Genomic DNA, 19,264 nt, shown 5'->3' on the forward strand with positions numbered 1-19,264 from the left:
CGGCGAAGGCGGGTCCGGGCTCCGCGTCGAGTGCCGCGACGTCGGCGGCTCCTGCCGACGGCGCGAGTCCAGGGTCCTCGAGCGGGCGCCCGCGAGGCGCACTACCGGTCGAGCGCGCCCGTCGGCGCCGGCGTCGGGCACTGCTCGAGGCGGTGAGCGGGATCGGCTATCTCTCGCCGGCCCTGGTCATCCTCGGGGTGTTCCTCTTCTACCCGCTGCTCAAGACCGGCTATCTCAGCGCCTTCATCACCGACGTCCGCGGGAGAGCGGTGAGGCTCGCCGGGTGGGAGAACTACCTCGACGTCCTCACCTCCTCGACCTTCCTCCCCTCGCTGCGGCTGACGTTCCTGTTCGCGCTCATGACGGTGCCGTCGACGATCGTCATCGCGCTGCTGCTGGCGGTGATGACGAACCGTCGGCTGCGCGGAATCACGCTGTTCCGCACCACCTACGCCTCGACGATGGCGGTCTCCGCTGCGGCGGCCGCGGTGATGTTCCGGGCTCTGTTCCATCCGAGCGCCGGCGCGTTCAACACGATCCTGGGGATGCTGGGTCTGCCCGAGGTCGGCTGGCTCACCGATCCGAGCCTCGCCCTGATCTCGGTGGCGCTGACGACGGTGTGGATGAGCCTCGGGTTCAACTTCCTGGTGCTGCTGGGAGGCCTGCAGTCGATCCCCGACGAGCTCTACGAGGCGGCCATGATCGACGGGGCCGGCAGCTGGCGACGGCTGGTGCACGTGACGGTCCCGCTGCTCTCCCCCGTACTGCTGTTCGTCGGGATCGTGCTGGTGATCGACTCGTTCCAGTCCTTCGGCCAGATCGACATCCTCACCCAGGGCGGCCCCGCCGGGTCGACGAACCTCATCGTCTACGAGATCTACCAGAACGCGTTCACCAGGAACGAGGTCGGGTTCGCGAGCGCGCAGGCGGTGGTCCTGTTCCTGATCGTCCTGGTGCTGACCGCCCTCCAGTTCAAGATCTCGGAGAGGAAGGTGCACTACCAATGAAACCCGTGATGGGCCGACGCTCGAGGGTGCTCACCTATGCGGTGCTCGTGGCGCTCGCGCTGATGACCGCCTTCCCCGTGCTCTACGCCCTCTCCGTGAGCCTGATGTCGCAGGCGGACTTCAACGCCGGGGCGTTCCTCCCCTCCCGCCCCGAGCCCGCGAACTATGCCCGCGCGATGGAGAGCTTCCCGCTGCTGAAGTACCTCGCGAACTCGGTGATCATGTCGCTGCTGGTGACTGTGGCGCTGCTGGTCACCAGCTCGACGGCGGCCTTCGCCTTCACCTTCGTGGCGTTCCGGGGACGCGGCATCTTCTTCGGGCTGATCATCGCGACGATGATGATCCCCTGGGAGGCGACAATCATCGTGAACTTCCAGACCGTGCGGGATCTGGACTGGCTCAACACCTTCGCAGGCCTGTCCGTGCCGTCGTTCGCCACCGCCTTCGGCATCTTCCTGCTGCGCCAGTCCTTCCTGACGCTGCCGCAGGACCTGTACGACGCGGCACGGATCGACGGCTGCCCGCGCCGACGGTTCTTCGTGACGATGGTGATCCCGCTGTCCCGCCCGATGCTCGCCACGCTGGCGGTGTACGGCTTCCTCACCACATGGAACAAGTACCTGTGGCCGCTGCTGGTGACCAGCGACGACCGCGTGCGCACCGTACAGATCGGCCTGAAGATGATGCAGGGCGAGGAGATGACGGCATGGCCGGTGGTGATGGCCGCCGTGGTGATGGCGATCGTCCCGACGCTGGTGGTGCTGCTGTTCGGCGTCCGGAGCCTGCAGCGAGGACTGATGTCAGGAGCACTGAAAGGATGACCATGAGGTACACGCACGACGGCAAGCGACGCAAGGCTCTCTTCGTCGGGGTCGACGGGGTGCGCGACGACGTGCTGCGCGAGCTCGCCCCGCCCTCCGTCCGGGATCTCGCCTCCTGCGGGCGCTGGTGGTCGACGACGATGCCCGACGTCGACGTCGCCCCGACCGTCACCGCCGTCGGCTGGTCGACGCTGCTGACCGGGGTCGGGCCGGCGACCCACCGGGTCTCCGGGAACGAGGACGAGCTGCATCTGCTGCACCGCTATCCGTCGGTGCTCACCCGCGCCTACTGCGCCGACCGGGAGATCCGCACCTACGCCGCCGCCTCGGCGCTCATCTTCGGCACACACTTCGGCCCCGGGCCGATCCTCGGACCCGGCGTGAACGTGCTCGACTTCTACGACCGACGCGAGCACCCCCGGGGCTTCTACGACACCGATCCCCTGGTGCTCGAGGACGCGGCGCGCGAGCTCGGCTCCGGGGAGCACGACCTCTCCTTCGTCTACTTCGGCCAGGGCGACAAGATCGCGCACGAGCACGGCGCGGGCGAGCAGTACCGCAAGACCATCGGGGTGCTCGACAGCTATCTGGGCCGGCTCCTGGAGGCGGTCAGGCAGCGCTCGACCTTCGACCGAGAGGAGTGGCTGGTCGTGCTCAGCACCGATCACGGCCACCTCGACGAAGGCGGCCACGGCGGCGGCTCCTGGCAGGAGCGCCAGTCGTTCCTCATCGCAGGCCTCCTAGGCGGCGGGCCGACGGACCCGTGGCGCGAGGCGGCCGAGCCCGTCGACCTCGCCCCGACGCTCATGGAGCACCTCGCCGTCCCCGTGGACCCCGCCTGGGGCTACGAGGGACGGGCACTGCAGCTGTGAAAGAGGGCAGAGCTTCCCCGGGCGTTTCACGTCGGTTCGACGTACCCTTGGAAGCATGACTCCCGACACTGCAGCTCTGATCCGAGACGGCCTCGCGCTCGACGCCGATCAGCGCGCAGTCGTCGCCAACGCTCTGCTCGAGAGTCTTCACGAGGGTGGCGATGTGAACGACGTCGATGCAGCTTGGCGTGCCGAGGCAACCCGGCGACTGGCCGAGGTGCGTGCCGGTGACGTCGAGCTGGTGGAGGCTGACGAGCACTACGCCCGCCTGCGTGCTTCACTCGCCGAATGACCCTGCCCCAGCGCGAACACCCCGAGGCCGCCGCCGAGTTCGACGCCTCCGTGCGCTGGTACCAAGAGCAGGAACCCGGGATCGGCCTGATGCTCATCGATCGGGCACAGCAAGCGCGCAAAGACCTCGCTCTCTGGCCGGATGCCGCACCACCGTTCACGACCGCGGACGACGGCACCGTGATCCGCAGCAAAGCCGTTCGCGGTTACCCGTATCGGATCGTCTACACCGTCGAGCCGGACTCGATTCTGATCCTCGCCTACGCCCACGAGCGCCGCGAACCCGGCTACTGGCTCCACCGCCTGAATCACTGAGCAGGCACGAATGACCACCGCCGCCTGGTTCCGAGACTCCAGAGCACACGGCTGAAGCCACGCCTCTCAGGTAGCAATGGCCCCGCAGCCCAGGCGGCCTACGCCCTCCCCCTCCCCAGACGTAGACCCCGTGCACCGAGTGCTGCGTTTGGACCGCTATGACGGCCCGAAAGCGGTCCAAACGCAGCACTCGGCGGCAGTTCGGCGTGGATTCGGAGACATGACCAAGAACGCCACTGCTCTGATCCGAGACGGCCTCGCGCTCGACGCCGATCAGCGCGCGATCACTCGTGCGGAGGCGTCGGCAGACTGTCGAGGAACGCCTGCGCCGCCGGCGTGGGGTTGAAGCTGCTCCATGCAAGGTACTCGATGCGGGTGGGGCCCGCCGTGAGCGAGATCGTGCGTAGGTCGTCGCTGTCGCCGGGGATCACCGCTGGTGAGAGCAGGGCGACGACGAGCCCCTGTCGGACCAGGTCGAGCATGAGGTCTGTGCTCATGAACTCGAACGCGACGTCGCGACGGACCCCGGCGGCGTGGAACGCGAGGTCCGAGGGGATGCGGCCGGGCGTTCCCTCGGGGAAGTCCACGAACACCTCATCGCCCAGGTCCTCCAGCCGCACCCTGCGCCGACCGGCGAGCGGGTGAGCGGCGGAGACGACGGCGACGAGTCGTTCCCTGGCCAGCACTCGCGTGTCCACGCCCGTCGGCCGCGTGCTGTCGGGCAGGCCGAGCACGGCGACGTCCATGCTGCCCGCACCGATCGCGGCGATGAACTCGTCGCTGCCGCCGCCCCTGAGCCTGATCCGCACGGCCGGGTGGGCGCGGTGGAACCGCCCGAGCGCGGCGGGGACGTCGATCGTGGTCACTGTCGGGATCACGCCGACGGTCAGGGAGCCGCGGATCTGTCCGTTCGCCGCCGCCGCCTCGGAAGCGGCGCGCTCGGCGGCGTCGAGGCTCGCCCGCGCCTGCACGAGGAACGCCTCACCGGCGGCGGTGAGCTCGACACGGCGGCTGCTGCGGGCGAACAGCGCGACCCCGAGCTCGCGCTCGAGCGCCTTGAGCTGGTGGCTGAGCGAGGACTGCACCACGAAGCACCGCTCCGCCGCGCGGGTGAAGTTCTTCTCCTCGGCGATGGCGATGACGTACCGCATCTGCTGCAACTCCATACACCCATGGTCACAGTTCATTCTTGCCATGACAACAATCTGTTGGACTCATGGATGAGTGCGGCTCGACGATGGATCCATGAACATCACGCCGACCCGGCCTGCGCCTGCGGACGCCCCGGCGATCACCCCGCACCGCGTGGGCTGGACGGCGCTGACCGCGATCGCGCCGACGGTGTGGGGCACCACCTACATCGTCACCACGCATCTGCTGCCCGAGGGCCACCCGCTGTTCGCGGCCATGATGCGGTCCCTCCCCGCCGGGCTGATCGCGCTGCTGATCGCCCGGCGTCTGCCGCGCGGGTCGTGGTGGTGGAAGAGCTTCGTGCTCGGCACCTTGAACATGGGGGCGTTCTTCCCGCTGCTGTTCGTCGCCGCGCAGGAGCTCCCCGGCGGTGTCGCGGCCACGCTGGGTGCGGCGCAGCCGATCGTGATCGCTTTCCTGGCGGTGGCGATCCTGCACGAGACGCTGTCCCTCTGGCGCCTCTGCTGGGGAGTGCTCGGCATGGTCGGCGTCGCGCTCGTCGTCCTCGGCCCGGAGGCGGCCATGTCACCCGTCGGCGTCCTCGCGGGCCTCGCTGGGGCCGCCTCGATGGGAACGGGGGTGGTGCTCACCAAGAAGTGGGGACGCCCCTCGGGGGTCTCCGCGATCGGTCTCGCCGGATGGCAGCTCACCGCCGCCGGGCTCGTGCTCCTGCTCCCCGCCCTCCTCGTCGACGGCGTTCCGCCCGGCATCGACGGCGCTGCTGTGCTCGGCTACGCCTGGCTGGGCCTGATCGGTGCGCTGCTGACGTACACGCTCTGGTTCTCCGGCATCCGTCGCCTGCCCGTGACGGCGACCGCGCTGCTCGGGCTGCTCTCCCCGCTGGTGGCCGCGGTCCTCGGGGCCGCTCTCGCCGGTGAAGCCCTCACCGCGGTGCAGCTCCTCGGCTTCGCCGCCGCCCTGACCGCGATGGTCGCCGGTCAGCTCCCGTCCCCGACACAGAAAGCACAGGATCCCTCATGAGAATCGCCGTCTTCGGCGCCACCGGCATGGCCGGCGCCGCCATCGTCTCCGAGTCCATCGCCCGAGGACACCAGGTCATCGCGGCATCACGACAGCCCTCCACCACCGCCTCTGACGACGACCGCCTCGCAGTGCGGGCCGTCGATGTCGCCGAGCCCGAGGCGGTGGGCCCGGTGCTCGCTGAGGCCGACGCCGCCGTGCTCACCATCCGCCTGGCGCCCGGTGAGGAGCACCGGCTCGCGGCGTTGACGCGCGGCGTCCTGGACGTGGCCGGACGCCACGGCACACGAGCCCTCATCGTCGGCGGCTCCGCGCCGCTGCGCTCACCGAGCCGTCCGGACCGGCTGCTGATCGACGATCCCGAGCATGTCCCCGAGGCGTGGAAGAGGATCGCGCGGGCCAGCCTCGACCAGTACCACGCCTGCCAGGAGCACCCCTACACCGGGTGGGTATACCTCAGCCCGCCGGCGGTGTTCGAGCCGGGCGAGCGCAGCGGCAGCTACCTGCGCGGCACCACCACTCTGCTGACCGATGCGCATGGCGTCTCCCGGATCACCGCACCGGACTTCGCCATCGCCGTGCTGGACGAGCTCGAGAACCCCGGCGACGACCAGCATTTCACCGTCGCACAGCACCCTGCGTCCTGACCGCGTCCGGCGGCGCCTCGTGCACCGAGTGCTGCGTCTGGACCGCTATGACGGCCCGATAGCGGTCCAGATGCAGCGCTCGGTGCAGAGGGGTGGGCGCAGGTGAGCAGCGGGGCGGGGAACACGTGAGCAGCGGGGGCGGGAGCAGGTGAGCCCCCAGCGGCGGGAGCAGCTCAGCCCCGGGCGTGACCAGCCACCCCACGGCCCCCACACCCCCGAGTACACTCGGCCGTGAACGTTCACGACACGACGCCGTGACCGAGTGACGCCGACCTCAGGAGAGCCTCACCGATGAGCACCCCCGCCCCGCAGAGCACCCCGCTGCCGCCCACCGATCCCACCTCCCCTGCCGCTGGGGGCGCCGGGGAGCTGCCGCCCGCCGACCGCTCCGACCGCTGGTGGGAGGACCTCGCCGGAGGTCGGAACCGGCTGCGAGGACGCGCCCACCTGCACTCCGACGCACCCGAGCTGAACCTCGACGGCACCTGGGACTTCCGCTACGGCACCCGCGCCGACGGCACCGACCTCGGCGAGCCGACCTCGATCGAGGTGCCGGGGCTGTGGCAGCTGCAGGGCCATGGCGCCCCGCAGTACACCAACGTCATCTACCCGATCCCGGTCGACGTCCCCCACGTCCCCGACGAGAACCCCACCGGGCACTACTCGCGCTCGGTCACGGTCCCCGCCGAGTGGGCCGCTTCCCTGGCGGGCGGCGCCCGGGTGCTGCTGCGCTTCCAGGGCGTGGACTCGAGCGCGAAGGTGTGGATCGACGGCGCGGAGATCGGCGTGACCTCCGGCTCGCGCCTGACCCAGGAGTTCGACGTCACCGACGCCCTCGCCGCCCCGGGCGAGCACCGCCTGGACGTGCGCGTGGTGCAGTGGTCGGTGAACACCTACGTCGAGGACCAGGACATGTGGTGGGCCTCGGGCATCTTCCGCAGCGTCGACCTGCTGCTGCGTCCCGTCGGCGGCATCCACGACCTGGTCACCACCACCGACTTCGACCCGGCGACGGGCCGCGGCACCTTGACCGCGACGGCCTACGGCGCCGACGGCGAGGTCGTCCCGGCGACGGTGCGCATCGCCGAGCTCGGACTCGAGGCTGCGGCCGACGGCACCGAGATCGCGGCCGGCGAGGTGGGCCCGTGGAGCGCGGAGTCGCCGCGGCTGTACGAGGCGACGGTGGCCACCGAGGCGGAGACGGTCACGCTGAAGCTCGGCTTCCGCCGCGTCGAGGTGGACGGAGAGATCTTCAGGGTCAACGGCGAGCGGATCGTGTTCCGCGGCGTGAACCGTCACGAGGCGGATCCCGTCGTCGGCCGCACCCAGCACCTGGAGAACCAGGACCTGGACGTCGCGCTGATGAAGCAGCACAACCTCAACGCCGTGCGCACCTCCCACTACCCGCCCCACCAGCGCTTCCTCGAGGTGTGCGACGAGATGGGGCTGTACGTGATCTGCGAGGGCGACTTCGAGACGCACGGCTTCCACGTCGACTCCACCTGGGGGGAGGACGGCACCGGCGCGGCCGAGCGACCGGCGGCCGACGACCGCTTCCGCCCGCTGCTGTGCGAGCGGACCGAGCGCTTCGTGCTGCGGGACCGCAACCACTCCTCGATCGTGATGTGGTCGATCGGGAACGAGGCCTCCACCGGCCCGGTCACCGAGGCGATGATCGAGACGGTGCGGGCGACCGACCCGAGCCGTCCGGTGATCTACGAGCAGGACTACCGCGCCGAGCACGTGGACGTGTTCTCGCTGATGTACTCCACCCATGACGAGACCGAGCAGATCGGCCGACGAGAGCTCAGCGAGGAGTACGTCGAGAAGCTCACCGGCATGCTCCACCACCTGGGCGTGGACGCGGAGTCGTACAGCACGTCCGAGGATCCGGCGCCGGCGCTGACCAAGCCGTTCCTGTGGATCGAGTACGCGCATGCGATGGGCAACGGCGCGGGATCGCTGAAGGAGTACATGGATCTGGTGCACCGCTATCCGGCGCTGCACGGCGGCTTCATCTGGGAGTGGATCGACCACGGCCTGGTCACCACCGATGCCGAAGGCAACGAGATCTACGGCTACGGCGGCGACTTCGGCGAGCGCCTGCACGACGGGAACTTCGTCGCCGACGGGCTCGTGCTCCCGGACCGCAGCCCGTCCCCCGCGCTGCTGGATGCGAAGCACCACTACTCCCCCGTCGGCCTCGAGGTGGGGGCGCGCTCGGCGACGCTCTCCAACCGCTATGCCTTCTCGGACCTCTCCGGGCTGCGGGCGGAGGTCTCGACCGATCTGCAGGCCAGCTGGCAGGAGCTGCCGCTGCCGGACCTCGCCCCGGGCGAGAGCGCCGAGGTGGCGCTGCCGGAGGGCGAGCACGCCGCGGTGACGGTGCGGGTGGTGACCCGCGCGGCCGACGGGCCGGTGCCGGCCGGGCACGAGATCGTCGCCGCCTCCTTCGTGGACGCGCAGCGCCTGGCCGCCTCGGTCGCCCCGGCTGCCGAGGCTGCGATCGCGCCGCAGCAGGCGGGCGACGGGTCCTGGCAGGTGGGCCCGGCGCGCCTGGACGACCTGGGCCGGCTCGTGGGGCTCGGCGACCTCGCGGTCGAGCACGCGGGCGCCGACCTGTACCGCGCGCCGGTGGACAACGAGCGGGCCCGCACCCGCTACCCGCTGGAGGCGCGGTGGAAGCGGGTCGGGCTGGACGTCGCGAGGCGGCGCCTGGTGGGGATCGAGGTCGAGGGCCAGCAGCTCGTGGTCCGCTCCCGGATCGGCCTGGACGGCAACGCCCTGTTCGCCGATGTCACCGAGCGGTGGCGGGGCGAGACGGACGGGGTCGAGCTCGAGGTGACCGTGGCCCCCTCGGCGCTGTGGCCCGAGGACCTGCCGCTGCCGCGGATCGGCTGGACCTTCGCGCTCCCGTCGGCCCCGGGCGAGGTGGAGTACGAGGGCTTCGGTCCGCACGAGTCCTATCCGGACACCGGCGGCGGCACCACCTTCGCGCGCCGCACCGCCACGGTCGGCGAGCTGCAGGTCCCGTACGTGTTCCCGCAGGAGAACGGCAACCGCGCCGGCGTGGTGCACGCGGTGCTGAGCGGTGCGCAGGGCGAGGGCGGTGCCGAGGCGTCGGGGCTCGAGCTCACCGCGCCGGAGGGGCTCGGCCTCGCGGTGCGGCCCTGGTCCACCGCGGAGCTCGATGCGCGGGAGCACGACGGGGCGCTGCGCTCCGACGGCCGCACCTGGGTGACGGTCTCGGCGGCGCTGCACGGCGTGGGCTCGGCCGCGTGCGGTCCGGTGCCGCTGCCGCAGTACGTGCTCTCGGCGCGTGAGGAGAGCTTCCGGTTCCGCCTGGCGCCGACGGGCCGCTGAGCCGCTCCGCCGCTGAGCCCCGATCGACCGTTGAGGGCTCCCGGCGGCGCGGACCGTTGCACCAGGTGGCGCTCAGCCAGCATCCGACCCGCTATTTGGGGATGGATGCTGGCTGAGCGCCACTCCCTGCACGCGCCCGGGCCCGCCCTGATCGCAACCACCTCGTCATCTGCGCGGGACTCGGGCGGAGAGCACCGACCGCTAGCCTTGTGGAGGCGTCGACGTGGCGCCGCGAGGCGACGGCCCGCCGTGCGGCGGGCCATGAGGGAGATGCATGACTCAGGGGTACGGCCCGCAGAACGGTCAGGACGGCCAGTGGGGCCAGCAGAGCCAGAACGGCCAGCAGGGGCAGTGGGGCGCGGAGGGCCAGCCGGGCCAGCAGCCCGCGCAGCAGCCGCAATGGGGCCAGCCCTCCCCGGCGCCGGCCGCGCCGCAGTGGGGCCAGCAGCCCGGCTCTCAGCAGCAGCAGTGGGGTCAGCCCTCGCCCGCGCAGGGTGAGCAGCCGCAGTGGGGCCAGCCCTCCCCGGCGGCGGCGCCGCAGCAGCAGGGCTCCTGGAGTCAGGTCCCGCAGGCCTCCCCCGCCGCCTCGTATCCCGGAGCGTCGGGCTACACGGGCCTCCCGGCCGCTCAGGGCGACGCGTCGAAGGCACCCCTCGCCAAGAAGCTCGGGATCGCGCTGATCGCCCTCTCGGTGCTCGCGATCCTCAGCCGCTTCGCGACGCCGATCTTCATGTTCATGATGGCGGCGAACGGTGACCCCTCGCAGATGGACGAGGTCTCCGTGGGGATGGGGCTGAGCAGCATCGGGACGCTCCTGGCCTGGATCGCGAATCTGCTGTTCTCTCTCGGTCTGCTGGTCATCGCGATCATCGCCGCGATCCAGTTCCGGGGACGCGCCCGCACCGGCGCGATCATCGTGGGCGCCACGGTGATCGTCTCGGTGATCCTCTACTGGATCGTCAGCTTCATCGGCGGGTTCCTCGGCGCCGCCATCGCCGGAAACTCCTATGACCTGGGCACGATCTACACCGTCGGCGGCATCGCCGAGATCCTGCGCATCCTCGTGGTCGCCGCGGCGCTCCTGGTCGGCTCGTACATGGTCTACGCCTGGGGTCGCAAGAACGCCTCCTGAGCACCGCCCCTCCGCGGTGCTGAGCTCCGCCGTCCCTCCTCGCCCCGCGCGCCTGATCACCCGCCGAGCAGCACCGCCTGCTGCTCGGTGCTGATCAGGGCGCGGCCGCCGCTGAGCGGGCGCAGCTCGGTGAGCTCCTCCGCCGTGAAGAGCTCCGCGGTGACCGTGCCGTCGTCCGCGTCGACCACGCGCAGGCGCCGCAGCCCCCGCGGATCCAGGGGATGCTCGCGCCGGATCTCGTCGAGCACGACGACCGTGCTCGCGCCGAGGCCGCCCCGCACCTCCGCGTCCGGGGAGTCGAGCGGCAGGGTCCAGAGGTGCGCGCCGGTCGCGGTGTCATAGGCGACCATCTGGCCCGAGGCGTTGGTGACCACCATGCGGGTGCCGTCGATGCCGAGGCGGGCGGTGAACGCCTCCGCCTGGTCCACGCCCTGCCCGCCGGGCGCCTCCCAGGCGGACTGCCGTTCGGAGGCGAGGATCTCGCCCTCGGTGGTGGTGCCCTCCTCGGTGCCCGTGGCGAGCACGCGCCCCGCGTCCAGGCGCACCGTCCAGTCCCCGGCCGGGGAGGGCGCGGACTCCCAGAGCACCTGGCCGTCCTCGTGCGCGGTCGCGCTCAGCTCCCCGTCCTCACCGGCGCAGACGGTGAGGACCTGCGGGCCGCGCTGCTGCAGGGCCTGCGGGTCCGACGGGGCGGGGGTCGCCGCGATCCGGCACTCGGCGTCGGCCGGCGCGAGGACGCGGCCGACGGCGAAGCCCGTCGCAGGATCGATCTGCAGCCAGCCCTGGTCGGGGTCGAAGCGCAGCGGCACCTCGGGGAGCACGCCCGTCGCCGCGACGGCGTCGAGCAGCCCGGTCGCGGCCCCGTCCCCGGCGGGCAGCTCGGTCCCGACCGGGTCGGGGCCGCGGGTCTGCTCCGCATCGGACACCGTCCACAGCGGCTGATCGGGGGCGCCGAGGTCCACGCCGCTGAGACGGCAGGTCCCGGCCTCGCAGGCACGGACCACGAGCACGTCCCCGGCGAGGGCCAGCGGCGTGCCGGGCACCTCGACGGGCGCGGAGCCGCCGCCCCGTTCGCTCACCCGCGTGAGCTCGTCGGTCACCTGCACCAGGCGTGTCCCGTCGGCCGAGAGCGCGAGGACGTCCTCGGGGGCGGCCTCGACCTCCTCGACGCCGGCCTCGGCGGAGACGAGCTGTGCGGTGCCGTCGGCGCGGCGCACGAGCACGGGTCCCTGCCCGTCCGGAGCGGAATGGACGGCCTCTCCCTCGCTCAGCGGGGCGAGCGTCGCAGACGCGGCGCGCTCGAGACGGTCCGGGCGGGTGGCGAGCACGGCCGGGACGGTCAGCGCGGCCGCGACGACGAGCGCGAGGCCCGCGACGAGCAGGATCCGCACCCGGCGGCGCAGCCGACCCCCGAGCAGGGCGAGCAGTAGCGTGCCGAGGCCGGCACCGGCGAGCAGCCCGGCCGCGAGGCGCAGCGCCCCGAGCCGGAAATGACCTCCCAGCAGGGCGCTGATCCCGGCGAGCGCGAGCAGCACCACGGCGAGTCCCAGCGCCGTCGCGGCATCGGGGCCGGGCGCGGGCGCAGGCGCAGGCGCGGGCGCAGGCGACCCCTCGCTCACCGCGCCTCGCCGTAGTAGGCGCCGGTGGTCTCCTCCCGCAGGGCGTCGAAGGAGCCGTCCTGGAGCGAGGCGCGGATGCGGTCCACCAGGCGCACCACGAAGCGCTCGTTGTGGATCGTGCACAGGGTCGAGGAGAGCATCTCCTTGGCCCGGAACAGGTGGTGGACGTAGGCCGCGGTGTAGTGGGTGCAGGTGTAGCAGTCGCAGGTCTCGTCGATCGGCGCGAACTGGCGGCGATAGCGGGAGCCGGTGAGGTTCACCCGCCCGGTGCGGGTGTAGACGGCGCTGTTGCGGGCCACGCGCGAGGGCGAGACGCAGTCGAAGGTGTCCGCGCCCGCGGCGATCGCGACGAAGAGGTCGTCGACCTCGCTGATGCCCAGGAGGTGGCGGGGCCGGGCCTCGGGCAGCTCGTCGGTCACCCAGCCGACGATCGTGCCGAGGTTCTCCTTCTCGAGCGCTCCGCCGATCCCGAAGCCGTCGAAGCGCCAGCCCTCCACCTCCATCGCACCGAGGTCGCGGGCGGCCTGACGGCGCAGATCCTCGTACTGCGCGCCCTGGATCACGCCCCACAGCTGCTGATAGGGGCGGTGGATGCGCTCGGCGGTCAGCCGCGCGTGCTCGGCCAGGCAGCGCAGCGCCCACAGACGGGTGCGCTCGAGGGCCTGCTCCTGGTAACCGCGGGAGTTCATGAGGGTGGTCAGCTCGTCGAAGGCGAACATGATGTCCGCGCCGAGTCCGTGCTGGATCTGCATGGAGATCTCGGGGGTGAAGCGGTGCACGTCGCCGTTGATGAAGGAGCGGAAGGTGACCCCGTCGTCGTCGACATGGGCGAGCCGCTCCTTGCCCTCCCGGACGGCGTCGTCCTCCCCGGTGGCGGTGCGGGCCTTCTCCCCGCCGGAGAACTCGGAGGAGAGCACCTTCTGGAAGCCGGCGCCGAGGCTCATCACCTGGAAGCCGCCCGAGTCGGTGTAGGTGGGGCCGGGCCAGTTCATGAAGGCGCCGAGCCCGCCCGCCTCGTCCACGAGGTCGTGGCCGGGCTGGAGGTAGAGGTGGTAGGCGTTGGCCAGCAGCGCCTGCGAGCCCAGAGCGGCCATCGCCTCCGGCAGCACGCTCTTCACCGTCGCCTTGGTGCCCACCGGCACGAAGGCCGGGGTCTCGATCTCGCCGTGCGGGGTGGTGATCACTCCGGCGCGCGCCTTCTCGCCGTGGCGGGCGGTGATCTCGAAGCCGACGTCAGCCGGGGAGGGCACGGCGGCCGACGGATCGGCGGGCAAGGGAACGGGCTGGTGGGCACGGGAAGCGGTCACCGGCACATCGTCCCATGCGCGGGCGCGCCCGCGCGGGCGGACGGACCGAGGAGGCGACCAGGCGAAGAGACAACGCAGATGCAGGTTGCCCCGGAAGCGTCCGAGGCCGCACGCACGCGCACGGCCTCGGACGAGTCCTGAGAGGGGATCAGAGGGCTATCGGTCCTGGCGGCCTGCGGCGTCCTCTCGCCCTGCGGCCGCGGCCCACCGGTCGACCACCGCGTCGTCGGTGACCGCGTCGGCGGGCACGCCGGGCGCGTACTCGCGCTGCTCGGGCGCAGTGCCGTCGACCCAGCCGGTGGCGATGGGACCGGTGGACGTGGGCACGGTCTCCCCGGAGCCGACGAGGGGGTGGTTGGGAGTGCCGTACTGGATGAGCTTGACCCGCTCGAGCACGTCCTCCATCATCACGCGGTTGGTGCGCAGGAGGTCGGCGATGATCATCAGCACGAACGTCATGAACGAGCAGGTCAGCAGGACCAGCCCGAAGATCAGCGACTGGATGTGGCCGCTGCCCTGGCCCATCAGCGCGAAGATCAGGAAGCGGACGAAGGGGATCAGGCCGATCACGCCGGTGATGCCCGCGAGCCACAGCAGCACGGTGTGGGGCTTGAACATCAGGTAGGCGCGCACGATCGCGGAGCCGGACTTGCCCATGTGCTGGAAGATGTTGTTGAACAGCCGCGACTCGCGGGTCTTGGGGTTGGTGTCGATCGGCACCGAGGCGATCCGCAGCCGCTTGTTGCCCGCCTGGATGATCGTCTCCATGCAGTAGGAGAACTGCGTGATGACGTTCAGCCGCATCAGGGAGGCCTTGGAGTAGGCGCGGAAGCCGGAGGCGGCGTCGGGCAGCTCGGTCTCCGCAGCGAGGTTCACCACCTGCGATCCCACCTGCTGCATGACCTTCTTGAAGGGCGAGAAGTGCGCGATCTTCTTCGTCTGGCGGTCGGCGATGGCGATGTCCGCCTCGCCCGAGACCACCGGGGCGACGAGATCGGCGATGCGCTCCTGCTTGTACTGGTTGTCGCCGTCGGTGTTCACGACGATGTCGGCGCCGTGGGCGAGGGCGTAGTCCACGCCGTCGCGGAAGGACCGGGCGAGGCCCATGTTGCGGGCGTGGCGCACGAAGTGCGTGACCCCGTGCTCCTTCGCCACCTCGACGGTGCGATCGGTGGAGCCGTCGTCGATGATCAGCACCTCGACGGAGTCGACGCCCGGGAGCTCCTTCGGGATGGTGTCGAGCACCAGCGGGAGCGTCTGCTCCTCGTTGAGGCAGGGGATCTGGACGAAGACCTTCATGGGCACCTTGCAATCATCGGCCGGTCGCGCCTCGCGCGTCCGGGGTCGGGCTCATCGCACTGCAGTGCGGATCCGTTCCAGCGTACTGAGGGCGGGCGCGGCGACCGGCCCGGCGAGGCCCGCTTCCCTCGGGCTTCCCCGACTCGTCACCTGCTGGCCATCTCGGCCTGTGCGGCAGGTCGCATCCGCTCGTTCCTCACCTGCGCAGCGGCGAGGGGGACTGCCCGAGCCGGCGCGCTCAGGGCGTGGCGACCGGCTCCAGCTCCCCTGCTGCGGCGAGCTCGTCCTGGAGCGGTCCCGGCATGACCCAGGCGTGGTAGCCGTAGCTGTGCACCCCGCTGAGCATCCGTGCGCCGGCGGCGCTGCCCTCGGGCCAGATGTCGCAGCCGAGGGTGATCTGCGCGTCGGAGGTGCTGCGGTCCGCGGTCACGCCCATCGTGGTGGGATGGATCCAGTAGGCGAGGATGTTCTGCACGACGGCGTTGTTGCTCGTCCCGGGCGTGCAGGAGCGGTCGAACTCGACGGTGAGCGCACCGTCGTGCTCCTCCTGGAGGCGGTTGATCTCCCCGGCGAGGGCGGGGCGGCCTCCCTCGAGGCTCTGGAAGTGGTCGGTGGCGCGGGTGGCGGAGAGCGACCCCGCCGCCGTGGCGACGAAGGCGGCCGCGACGATGATCGCGGTCGCGCGGGAACGGTGCCGGCCGACGGCCACGAGCGCGACGAGCAGCAGCAGCGGCGGGAGGCTCGCGAGCAGCCAGAAGCGGTTCTCGTTCGTGAAGCTCGGCACCAGCCCCCAGGGCCAGGTCTCCGAGGTCGCCTCCGGCAGGGTCCAGAACCACGGCATGACCCCCGGGATGTGCGCCGGGGTGACGTATCCCCAGGTCGGGGCGTCGGGGGCGAGCCAGAACACGGTCACGACGACGAGTCCCGCGATGAGGGCGAGCGCCGGTGCCAGCACCTTCCGGGACGCACCGCGGATCATCGCCGCGGCTCCCAGCGCCACCAGCAGAGCCGTGACGGGGTCGAGATAGCGCCCGTAGAGCCAGGCATCCAGGCGCCGCCAGGAGGCGAGGTACAGCCTGCTCTCGCTCGCCCACTGCCCGATCGAGAGCACGGCCACGCCCAGCAGCATCGCCGCCAACAGGCACGCGGGTCCGATCGAGCGGCCGTGGCGCAGCTCCCGCCACACCAGCACCAGCAGCACCACCAGCCCCACCGCGACCAGGCCCAGGCTGCCGGCCGTCTGCTCCCACGCCTGGCCCACGGTGGCCCGCAGGATGATCGACGGCGGGGACTCGAGCAAGTTCGAGAGCACCTTCTCGCCCTGGCTGAAGCCGCCGCCCAGGTACTGGTTCAGACGCCCGCCGGACCAGAACGCGAGATACCCCAGCGGCAGGGCGACGGCGATCCCCGCGAGCGCGGCCCGCCAGGAGCGGATCGCGAGCAGCAGCAGCCAGATCACGCAGGCGATCAGGAGCACCACCGCGCGCGCATGGGTCGTGGCGAGCACCGCCGCCGCGAGACCGAAGACCAGCGCACGCGGCACGGTGGGCTTCTCCCAGAGCCTCAGCGCGGCGAGCACGGTGCAGGCCAGGGCCAGGAAGAGCAGCTTCTCGCTGGTGACATAGCCGCTCTGGACGGTGCGCGCCGGCAGGGCCATCACGAGGGAGGCGACCACGGTCGCCTGCGGCATCGTCAGGCCCAGGCGGGTGACGGCGCGGGCGAGCGGCCAGATCGTGGCGACGGCCACGACCACACCCAGCCCGATCGCGACCCGGTACGCGACGGCGGGGTTCTCCGTGAACCACCAGATCGGCGCCATCACCACGCTCCACGCCGGGAAGTACCCCGCGCCGCGGGGCGGGGTGACCGGACCGGCGCCGGAGAGGAACTTCGAGTACTGCAGCAGCACCACCTCGTCGAAGGGGAACGAGGGTGTCCTCGCTCCCCGGGCGACGACCGTGTGCAGGACGAGGACGATCAGCACGCTCGCCGCCGCGCTCCACCGCCACAGCGCATCCGGGTCCCGCAGCAGAGCCGGCCGGCGGCCGGCGGGGACGGGCTCGGGCGCGGCGGCCTCGGAGTTCGGCGCAGTCTCGGTCATCGGGTCTCGTCGTCCATCTCGTCGGCGGTCGACCGCAGGCAGCGGTCCTGGTCGGGGCCCGTCGGGCGTAGATCAGGCGCGGCGCACGGCGCGCCCCCGCACCAGCTCGGCGATCAGATCGGCCTGCATCAGCGAGCGGCTCTTCACCTCCGGCAGGTGCTGGTCGAGCTTGCCCTGCACCTCGTCGCGGCGCGCGGAGAGGTCCTCGAAGCGCTCCCAGAGGTGGGACGGGGTGAGCTGGTCGTGGCCGAAGGCCCACTCCTCGAGCTCGAACATCTCCAGCACCTCGCGGTACTTGTGGCTCCACCCGATCACGAGGGTCGGCACCGCCATCGCCAGGGAGGAGACCATCGCGTGGAAGCGGCTGGCGACGAACAGGTCGCAGAGACCGATGAGATGCCGCAGCTGCTGGGAGCTCAGCTCGCGGTCCACGAAGAGCACGTCCTCGCCGGGCACCAGCAGGTCGTGGATCCGGGTGCACAGCGGGAGGTCGTTGTTGTGGGTCTTCTCGGTGCCCGTGCGCACGCTGTGCGGCACCAGCAGCACCTTCTTCCCGTCCCGGCGCAGGCGCTCGATGAACGAGATCATCTGGCCGACGTAGTCGTCGCCGCGCGCCTCGACCTTCTTCTGCAGCACGACGGAGGGGCACACGCCCACCACCTCGCCGTCCTCGAAGAAGCCCAGGTCCACGCCGGCCTCCCGCAGCCCCTGCTCCTCGGTGCCGTCCATCTCGAGGGAGAAGGCGTAGTCGGCGCCCGCGACGAGGTTGGTCAGGCCCAGGCCCTCGGCGAACTCGTGCGTGATGCGGCCGCGGGTGACGAGGGTCTGCGCCTTGGGCAGGAAGACCTTCGAGACGATCCGGTTGATCGGGTTCTTGAAGGGACCCACCGCCTGGGCGCACTTGAACACCGGGGTGTGCAGGTTCAGCGCCGGGAGGATCGAGGCGACGTTGTACAGCAGGAACTTCTCGCGACCGTCGGTGAAGGTGATGCCGCCCTGGTCCAGCAGCACGTCGCTCTCCGTCAGAGCACGGATCGCCGGGTGGCGGCGCAGCAGGGGCCGCAGCGGGGGCAGCAGCCGGTGCGCGAGCGCGAGGGAGTTGATGGTGACGCCGAGGGTCTTCGGGTCCGCGGCGACGACCTCGAGGTTCGGGTACGGGTTCTGCGCCCGGTCCTCCGCGGGGTACATGCTCAGCAGGGTGACGTCGACCTCGCCGAGACGCTCGCCGAGGGTCTGCACGGCGCTCTCGAGCATCGCGGCGGCGCCCTTGTTGCCGGACAGCGCGGAGCCGATGACGGTGATGCGGGGGGTGCTCATGGGCGGATCTCCTGGGGGATGGTGCGGCGGATGACGAGATAGATCGCGGCGACGACGGCATCGCCGATGGTCGCGAGGAGTCGGGCGAGGAGGCTGATCACGATCGCCTCCGGGGCGGGCACGTACTGGCTGAGGACCAGCACGATCACGGCCTCGCGCACGCCGAGGCCGCTGGGCACGAGGATCGCGAGGATCCCGACGGCGCCGGCCAGGGCGTAGGCCGCCGCGAAGGGCAGCCACTGGGCGGGGGTGATGTCGCTGATGGTGTGCGCGATGAGCACGAAGCCGACGCCGTTGACGATGCGGGGCAGCACGAACTCGGCGCTGGAGAGCGCGGCGCGCCGGCTGGAGAGGAAGTACTGCTGCGGGACGGAGCGCTTGAGGAGCCGCCGCATGGGCAGGTCGAGGATGCGTCGGAAGGTGGGCGCGTGCAGCACCACGGCCGCGGGGATCAGCACCAGCAACGGCGCGACCATGAGGGTCGCGTTCTGGCCGAGGATCCCGGGCCCCAGGCTCACCAGCAGGATCACGAGCGCGGGGACGATCGAGGCGATCTGCAGGAAGACGTTCTCGTAGACGAAGCTGATCAGCACCAGGGTGCGGCTGATGCCCTTCTTCCCGGCCCACAGCACCTTGTTCGTCACCGAGCCGACCTGCCCGGGGATGTACTTCAGCACCCAGGACAGGCACTGCACCGCCACGGCCTCGCGGGCGCTGATGTGCGCCTCCGGGTCGAGCCAGCGCACGATCCGCCCCCACGCGGAGCCGGTCACCGCGACGGCGGCGGCGAAGCAGGCGGTGGCGAGGATCCACCAGGGGCTGAAGCGGAGGTGCTCGGCGCGCAGCTCGGCCCAGTTGTCCGCCAGGGAACGCGCGAACAGCCACCCCACGAGCCCGACGACCAGGATCGTCACGATCCAGCGCAGCGCGCGGCGCCGCGCGGGGCGTCGGCGCGCGGTCGGTGCCGGGTCGCCGTCGGCGGGGGCGGGGAGGTCCGTCAT

The 19,264-nt window shown here is 71.5% G+C and carries 16 protein-coding genes; 9 read left to right on the forward strand and 7 right to left on the reverse strand.

Annotation, left to right across the window (positions count from 1 at the left end; translation table 11 throughout):
- Positions 1-152: 152 nt before the first annotated feature.
- The 5 genes from D1648_RS14795 to D1648_RS14815 are packed head-to-tail and all read left to right on the forward strand — an operon-like array spanning position 153 to position 3,306.
- Positions 153-1,007 carry a carbohydrate ABC transporter permease gene (locus D1648_RS14795; RefSeq protein WP_206424817.1) on the forward strand — a complete coding sequence of 285 codons (855 nt, stop codon included), beginning with the start codon at positions 153-155 and terminating at the stop codon, positions 1,005-1,007.
- Positions 1,004-1,828 carry a carbohydrate ABC transporter permease gene (locus D1648_RS14800; RefSeq protein WP_122943207.1) on the forward strand — a complete coding sequence of 275 codons (825 nt, stop codon included), beginning with the start codon at positions 1,004-1,006 and terminating at the stop codon, positions 1,826-1,828. The genes D1648_RS14795 and D1648_RS14800 overlap by 4 nt, the downstream gene beginning before the upstream one ends.
- A gap of 2 nt (positions 1,829-1,830) precedes the next feature.
- Positions 1,831-2,700 carry an alkaline phosphatase family protein gene (locus tag D1648_RS14805; RefSeq protein WP_164518738.1) on the forward strand — a complete coding sequence of 290 codons (870 nt, stop codon included), beginning with the start codon at positions 1,831-1,833 and terminating at the stop codon, positions 2,698-2,700.
- Between the two features lie 55 nt (positions 2,701-2,755).
- Entirely contained in the window at positions 2,756-2,992 is a 237-nt protein-coding gene (locus tag D1648_RS14810) for an addiction module protein (RefSeq protein ID WP_122943213.1), read from the forward strand.
- Positions 2,989-3,306 carry a type II toxin-antitoxin system RelE/ParE family toxin gene (locus tag D1648_RS14815; protein ID WP_122943215.1) on the forward strand — a complete coding sequence of 106 codons (318 nt, stop codon included), beginning with the start codon at positions 2,989-2,991 and terminating at the stop codon, positions 3,304-3,306. Before D1648_RS14810 ends, D1648_RS14815 begins: the two co-directional genes overlap by 4 nt.
- A gap of 284 nt (positions 3,307-3,590) precedes the next feature.
- On the opposite strand, the gene D1648_RS14820 is transcribed toward D1648_RS14815, so the two are convergent.
- Entirely contained in the window at positions 3,591-4,472 is an 882-nt protein-coding gene (locus D1648_RS14820) for a LysR family transcriptional regulator (protein WP_122943217.1), read from the reverse strand.
- 79 nt (positions 4,473-4,551) lie between these two features.
- On the opposite strand from D1648_RS14820, the gene D1648_RS14825 reads away from it, so the two are divergent.
- The 4 genes from D1648_RS14825 to D1648_RS14840 all read left to right on the forward strand — a co-directional run bounded on the left by D1648_RS14825 (position 4,552) and on the right by D1648_RS14840 (position 10,620).
- On the forward strand, positions 4,552-5,478 hold the full coding sequence (locus D1648_RS14825) for an EamA family transporter (protein ID WP_122943220.1): 927 nt from the start codon (positions 4,552-4,554) through the stop codon (positions 5,476-5,478).
- The gene (locus tag D1648_RS14830) at positions 5,475-6,125 is read left to right on the forward strand and encodes an NAD(P)-dependent oxidoreductase (protein ID WP_122943222.1); all 651 of its coding nucleotides are present in this window, start codon (positions 5,475-5,477) and stop codon (positions 6,123-6,125) included. The genes D1648_RS14825 and D1648_RS14830 overlap by 4 nt, the downstream gene beginning before the upstream one ends.
- A 291-nt stretch (positions 6,126-6,416) precedes the next feature.
- A complete protein-coding gene (locus tag D1648_RS14835) occupies positions 6,417-9,488 on the forward strand; it encodes a glycoside hydrolase family 2 TIM barrel-domain containing protein (RefSeq protein WP_122943225.1) in 3,072 nt (1,023 codons plus the stop codon).
- A gap of 274 nt (positions 9,489-9,762) precedes the next feature.
- The gene (locus D1648_RS14840; RefSeq protein WP_122943227.1) at positions 9,763-10,620 is read left to right on the forward strand and encodes a hypothetical protein; all 858 of its coding nucleotides are present in this window, start codon (positions 9,763-9,765) and stop codon (positions 10,618-10,620) included.
- A gap of 56 nt (positions 10,621-10,676) precedes the next feature.
- Here D1648_RS14840 and D1648_RS14845 read toward each other — a convergent pair whose 3' ends face one another.
- The 6 genes from D1648_RS14845 to D1648_RS14870 form a co-directional block, all read right to left on the reverse strand.
- The gene (locus D1648_RS14845) at positions 10,677-12,239 is read right to left on the reverse strand and encodes a PQQ-binding-like beta-propeller repeat protein (protein WP_122943229.1); all 1,563 of its coding nucleotides are present in this window, start codon (positions 12,237-12,239) and stop codon (positions 10,677-10,679) included.
- Entirely contained in the window at positions 12,236-13,546 is a 1,311-nt protein-coding gene (gene tgt / locus D1648_RS14850) for a tRNA guanosine(34) transglycosylase Tgt (RefSeq protein ID WP_370239797.1), read from the reverse strand. The genes D1648_RS14845 and tgt overlap by 4 nt, the downstream gene beginning before the upstream one ends.
- Positions 13,547-13,702: 156 nt before the next feature.
- Positions 13,703-14,845, reverse strand: coding sequence for a glycosyltransferase family 2 protein (locus D1648_RS14855; protein ID WP_122943231.1), 1,143 nt, complete (start codon positions 14,843-14,845; stop codon positions 13,703-13,705).
- 238 nt (positions 14,846-15,083) lie between these two features.
- Complete coding sequence (locus D1648_RS14860; RefSeq protein WP_122943233.1) at positions 15,084-16,946, reverse strand: glycosyltransferase family 87 protein; 1,863 nt, start codon at positions 16,944-16,946, stop codon at positions 15,084-15,086.
- Between the two features lie 72 nt (positions 16,947-17,018).
- Positions 17,019-18,263 carry a polysaccharide pyruvyl transferase family protein gene (locus tag D1648_RS14865; RefSeq protein WP_122943235.1) on the reverse strand — a complete coding sequence of 415 codons (1,245 nt, stop codon included), beginning with the start codon at positions 18,261-18,263 and terminating at the stop codon, positions 17,019-17,021.
- Complete coding sequence (locus D1648_RS14870) at positions 18,260-19,264, reverse strand: lysylphosphatidylglycerol synthase domain-containing protein (protein ID WP_122943237.1); 1,005 nt, start codon at positions 19,262-19,264, stop codon at positions 18,260-18,262. The genes D1648_RS14865 and D1648_RS14870 overlap by 4 nt, the downstream gene beginning before the upstream one ends.

The organism is Brachybacterium sp. EE-P12 (assembly GCF_003711805.1).
Lineage (GTDB): Bacteria > Actinomycetota > Actinomycetes > Actinomycetales > Dermabacteraceae > Brachybacterium.

Coding starts and splice junctions, on each gene's coding strand:
- D1648_RS14840 (WP_122943227.1), top strand. CDS start 9,763: ATGACTCAGGGGTACGGCCCGCAGAACGGTCAGGACGGCCAGTGGGGC.
- D1648_RS14825 (WP_122943220.1), top strand. CDS start 4,552: ATGAACATCACGCCGACCCGGCCTGCGCCTGCGGACGCCCCGGCGATC.
- D1648_RS14800 (WP_122943207.1), top strand. CDS start 1,004: ATGAAACCCGTGATGGGCCGACGCTCGAGGGTGCTCACCTATGCGGTG.
- D1648_RS14835 (WP_122943225.1), top strand. CDS start 6,417: ATGAGCACCCCCGCCCCGCAGAGCACCCCGCTGCCGCCCACCGATCCC.
- D1648_RS14830 (WP_122943222.1), top strand. CDS start 5,475: ATGAGAATCGCCGTCTTCGGCGCCACCGGCATGGCCGGCGCCGCCATC.
- D1648_RS14820 (WP_122943217.1), bottom strand. CDS start 4,472: ATGGAGTTGCAGCAGATGCGGTACGTCATCGCCATCGCCGAGGAGAAG.
- D1648_RS14855 (WP_122943231.1), bottom strand. CDS start 14,845: ATGAAGGTCTTCGTCCAGATCCCCTGCCTCAACGAGGAGCAGACGCTC.
- D1648_RS14870 (WP_122943237.1), bottom strand. CDS start 19,264: ATGACGGACCTCCCCGCCCCCGCCGACGGCGACCCGGCACCGACCGCG.
- D1648_RS14805 (WP_164518738.1), top strand. CDS start 1,831: ATGAGGTACACGCACGACGGCAAGCGACGCAAGGCTCTCTTCGTCGGG.
- D1648_RS14815 (WP_122943215.1), top strand. CDS start 2,989: ATGACCCTGCCCCAGCGCGAACACCCCGAGGCCGCCGCCGAGTTCGAC.
- D1648_RS14810 (WP_122943213.1), top strand. CDS start 2,756: ATGACTCCCGACACTGCAGCTCTGATCCGAGACGGCCTCGCGCTCGAC.
- D1648_RS14860 (WP_122943233.1), bottom strand. CDS start 16,946: ATGACCGAGACTGCGCCGAACTCCGAGGCCGCCGCGCCCGAGCCCGTC.
- D1648_RS14865 (WP_122943235.1), bottom strand. CDS start 18,263: ATGAGCACCCCCCGCATCACCGTCATCGGCTCCGCGCTGTCCGGCAAC.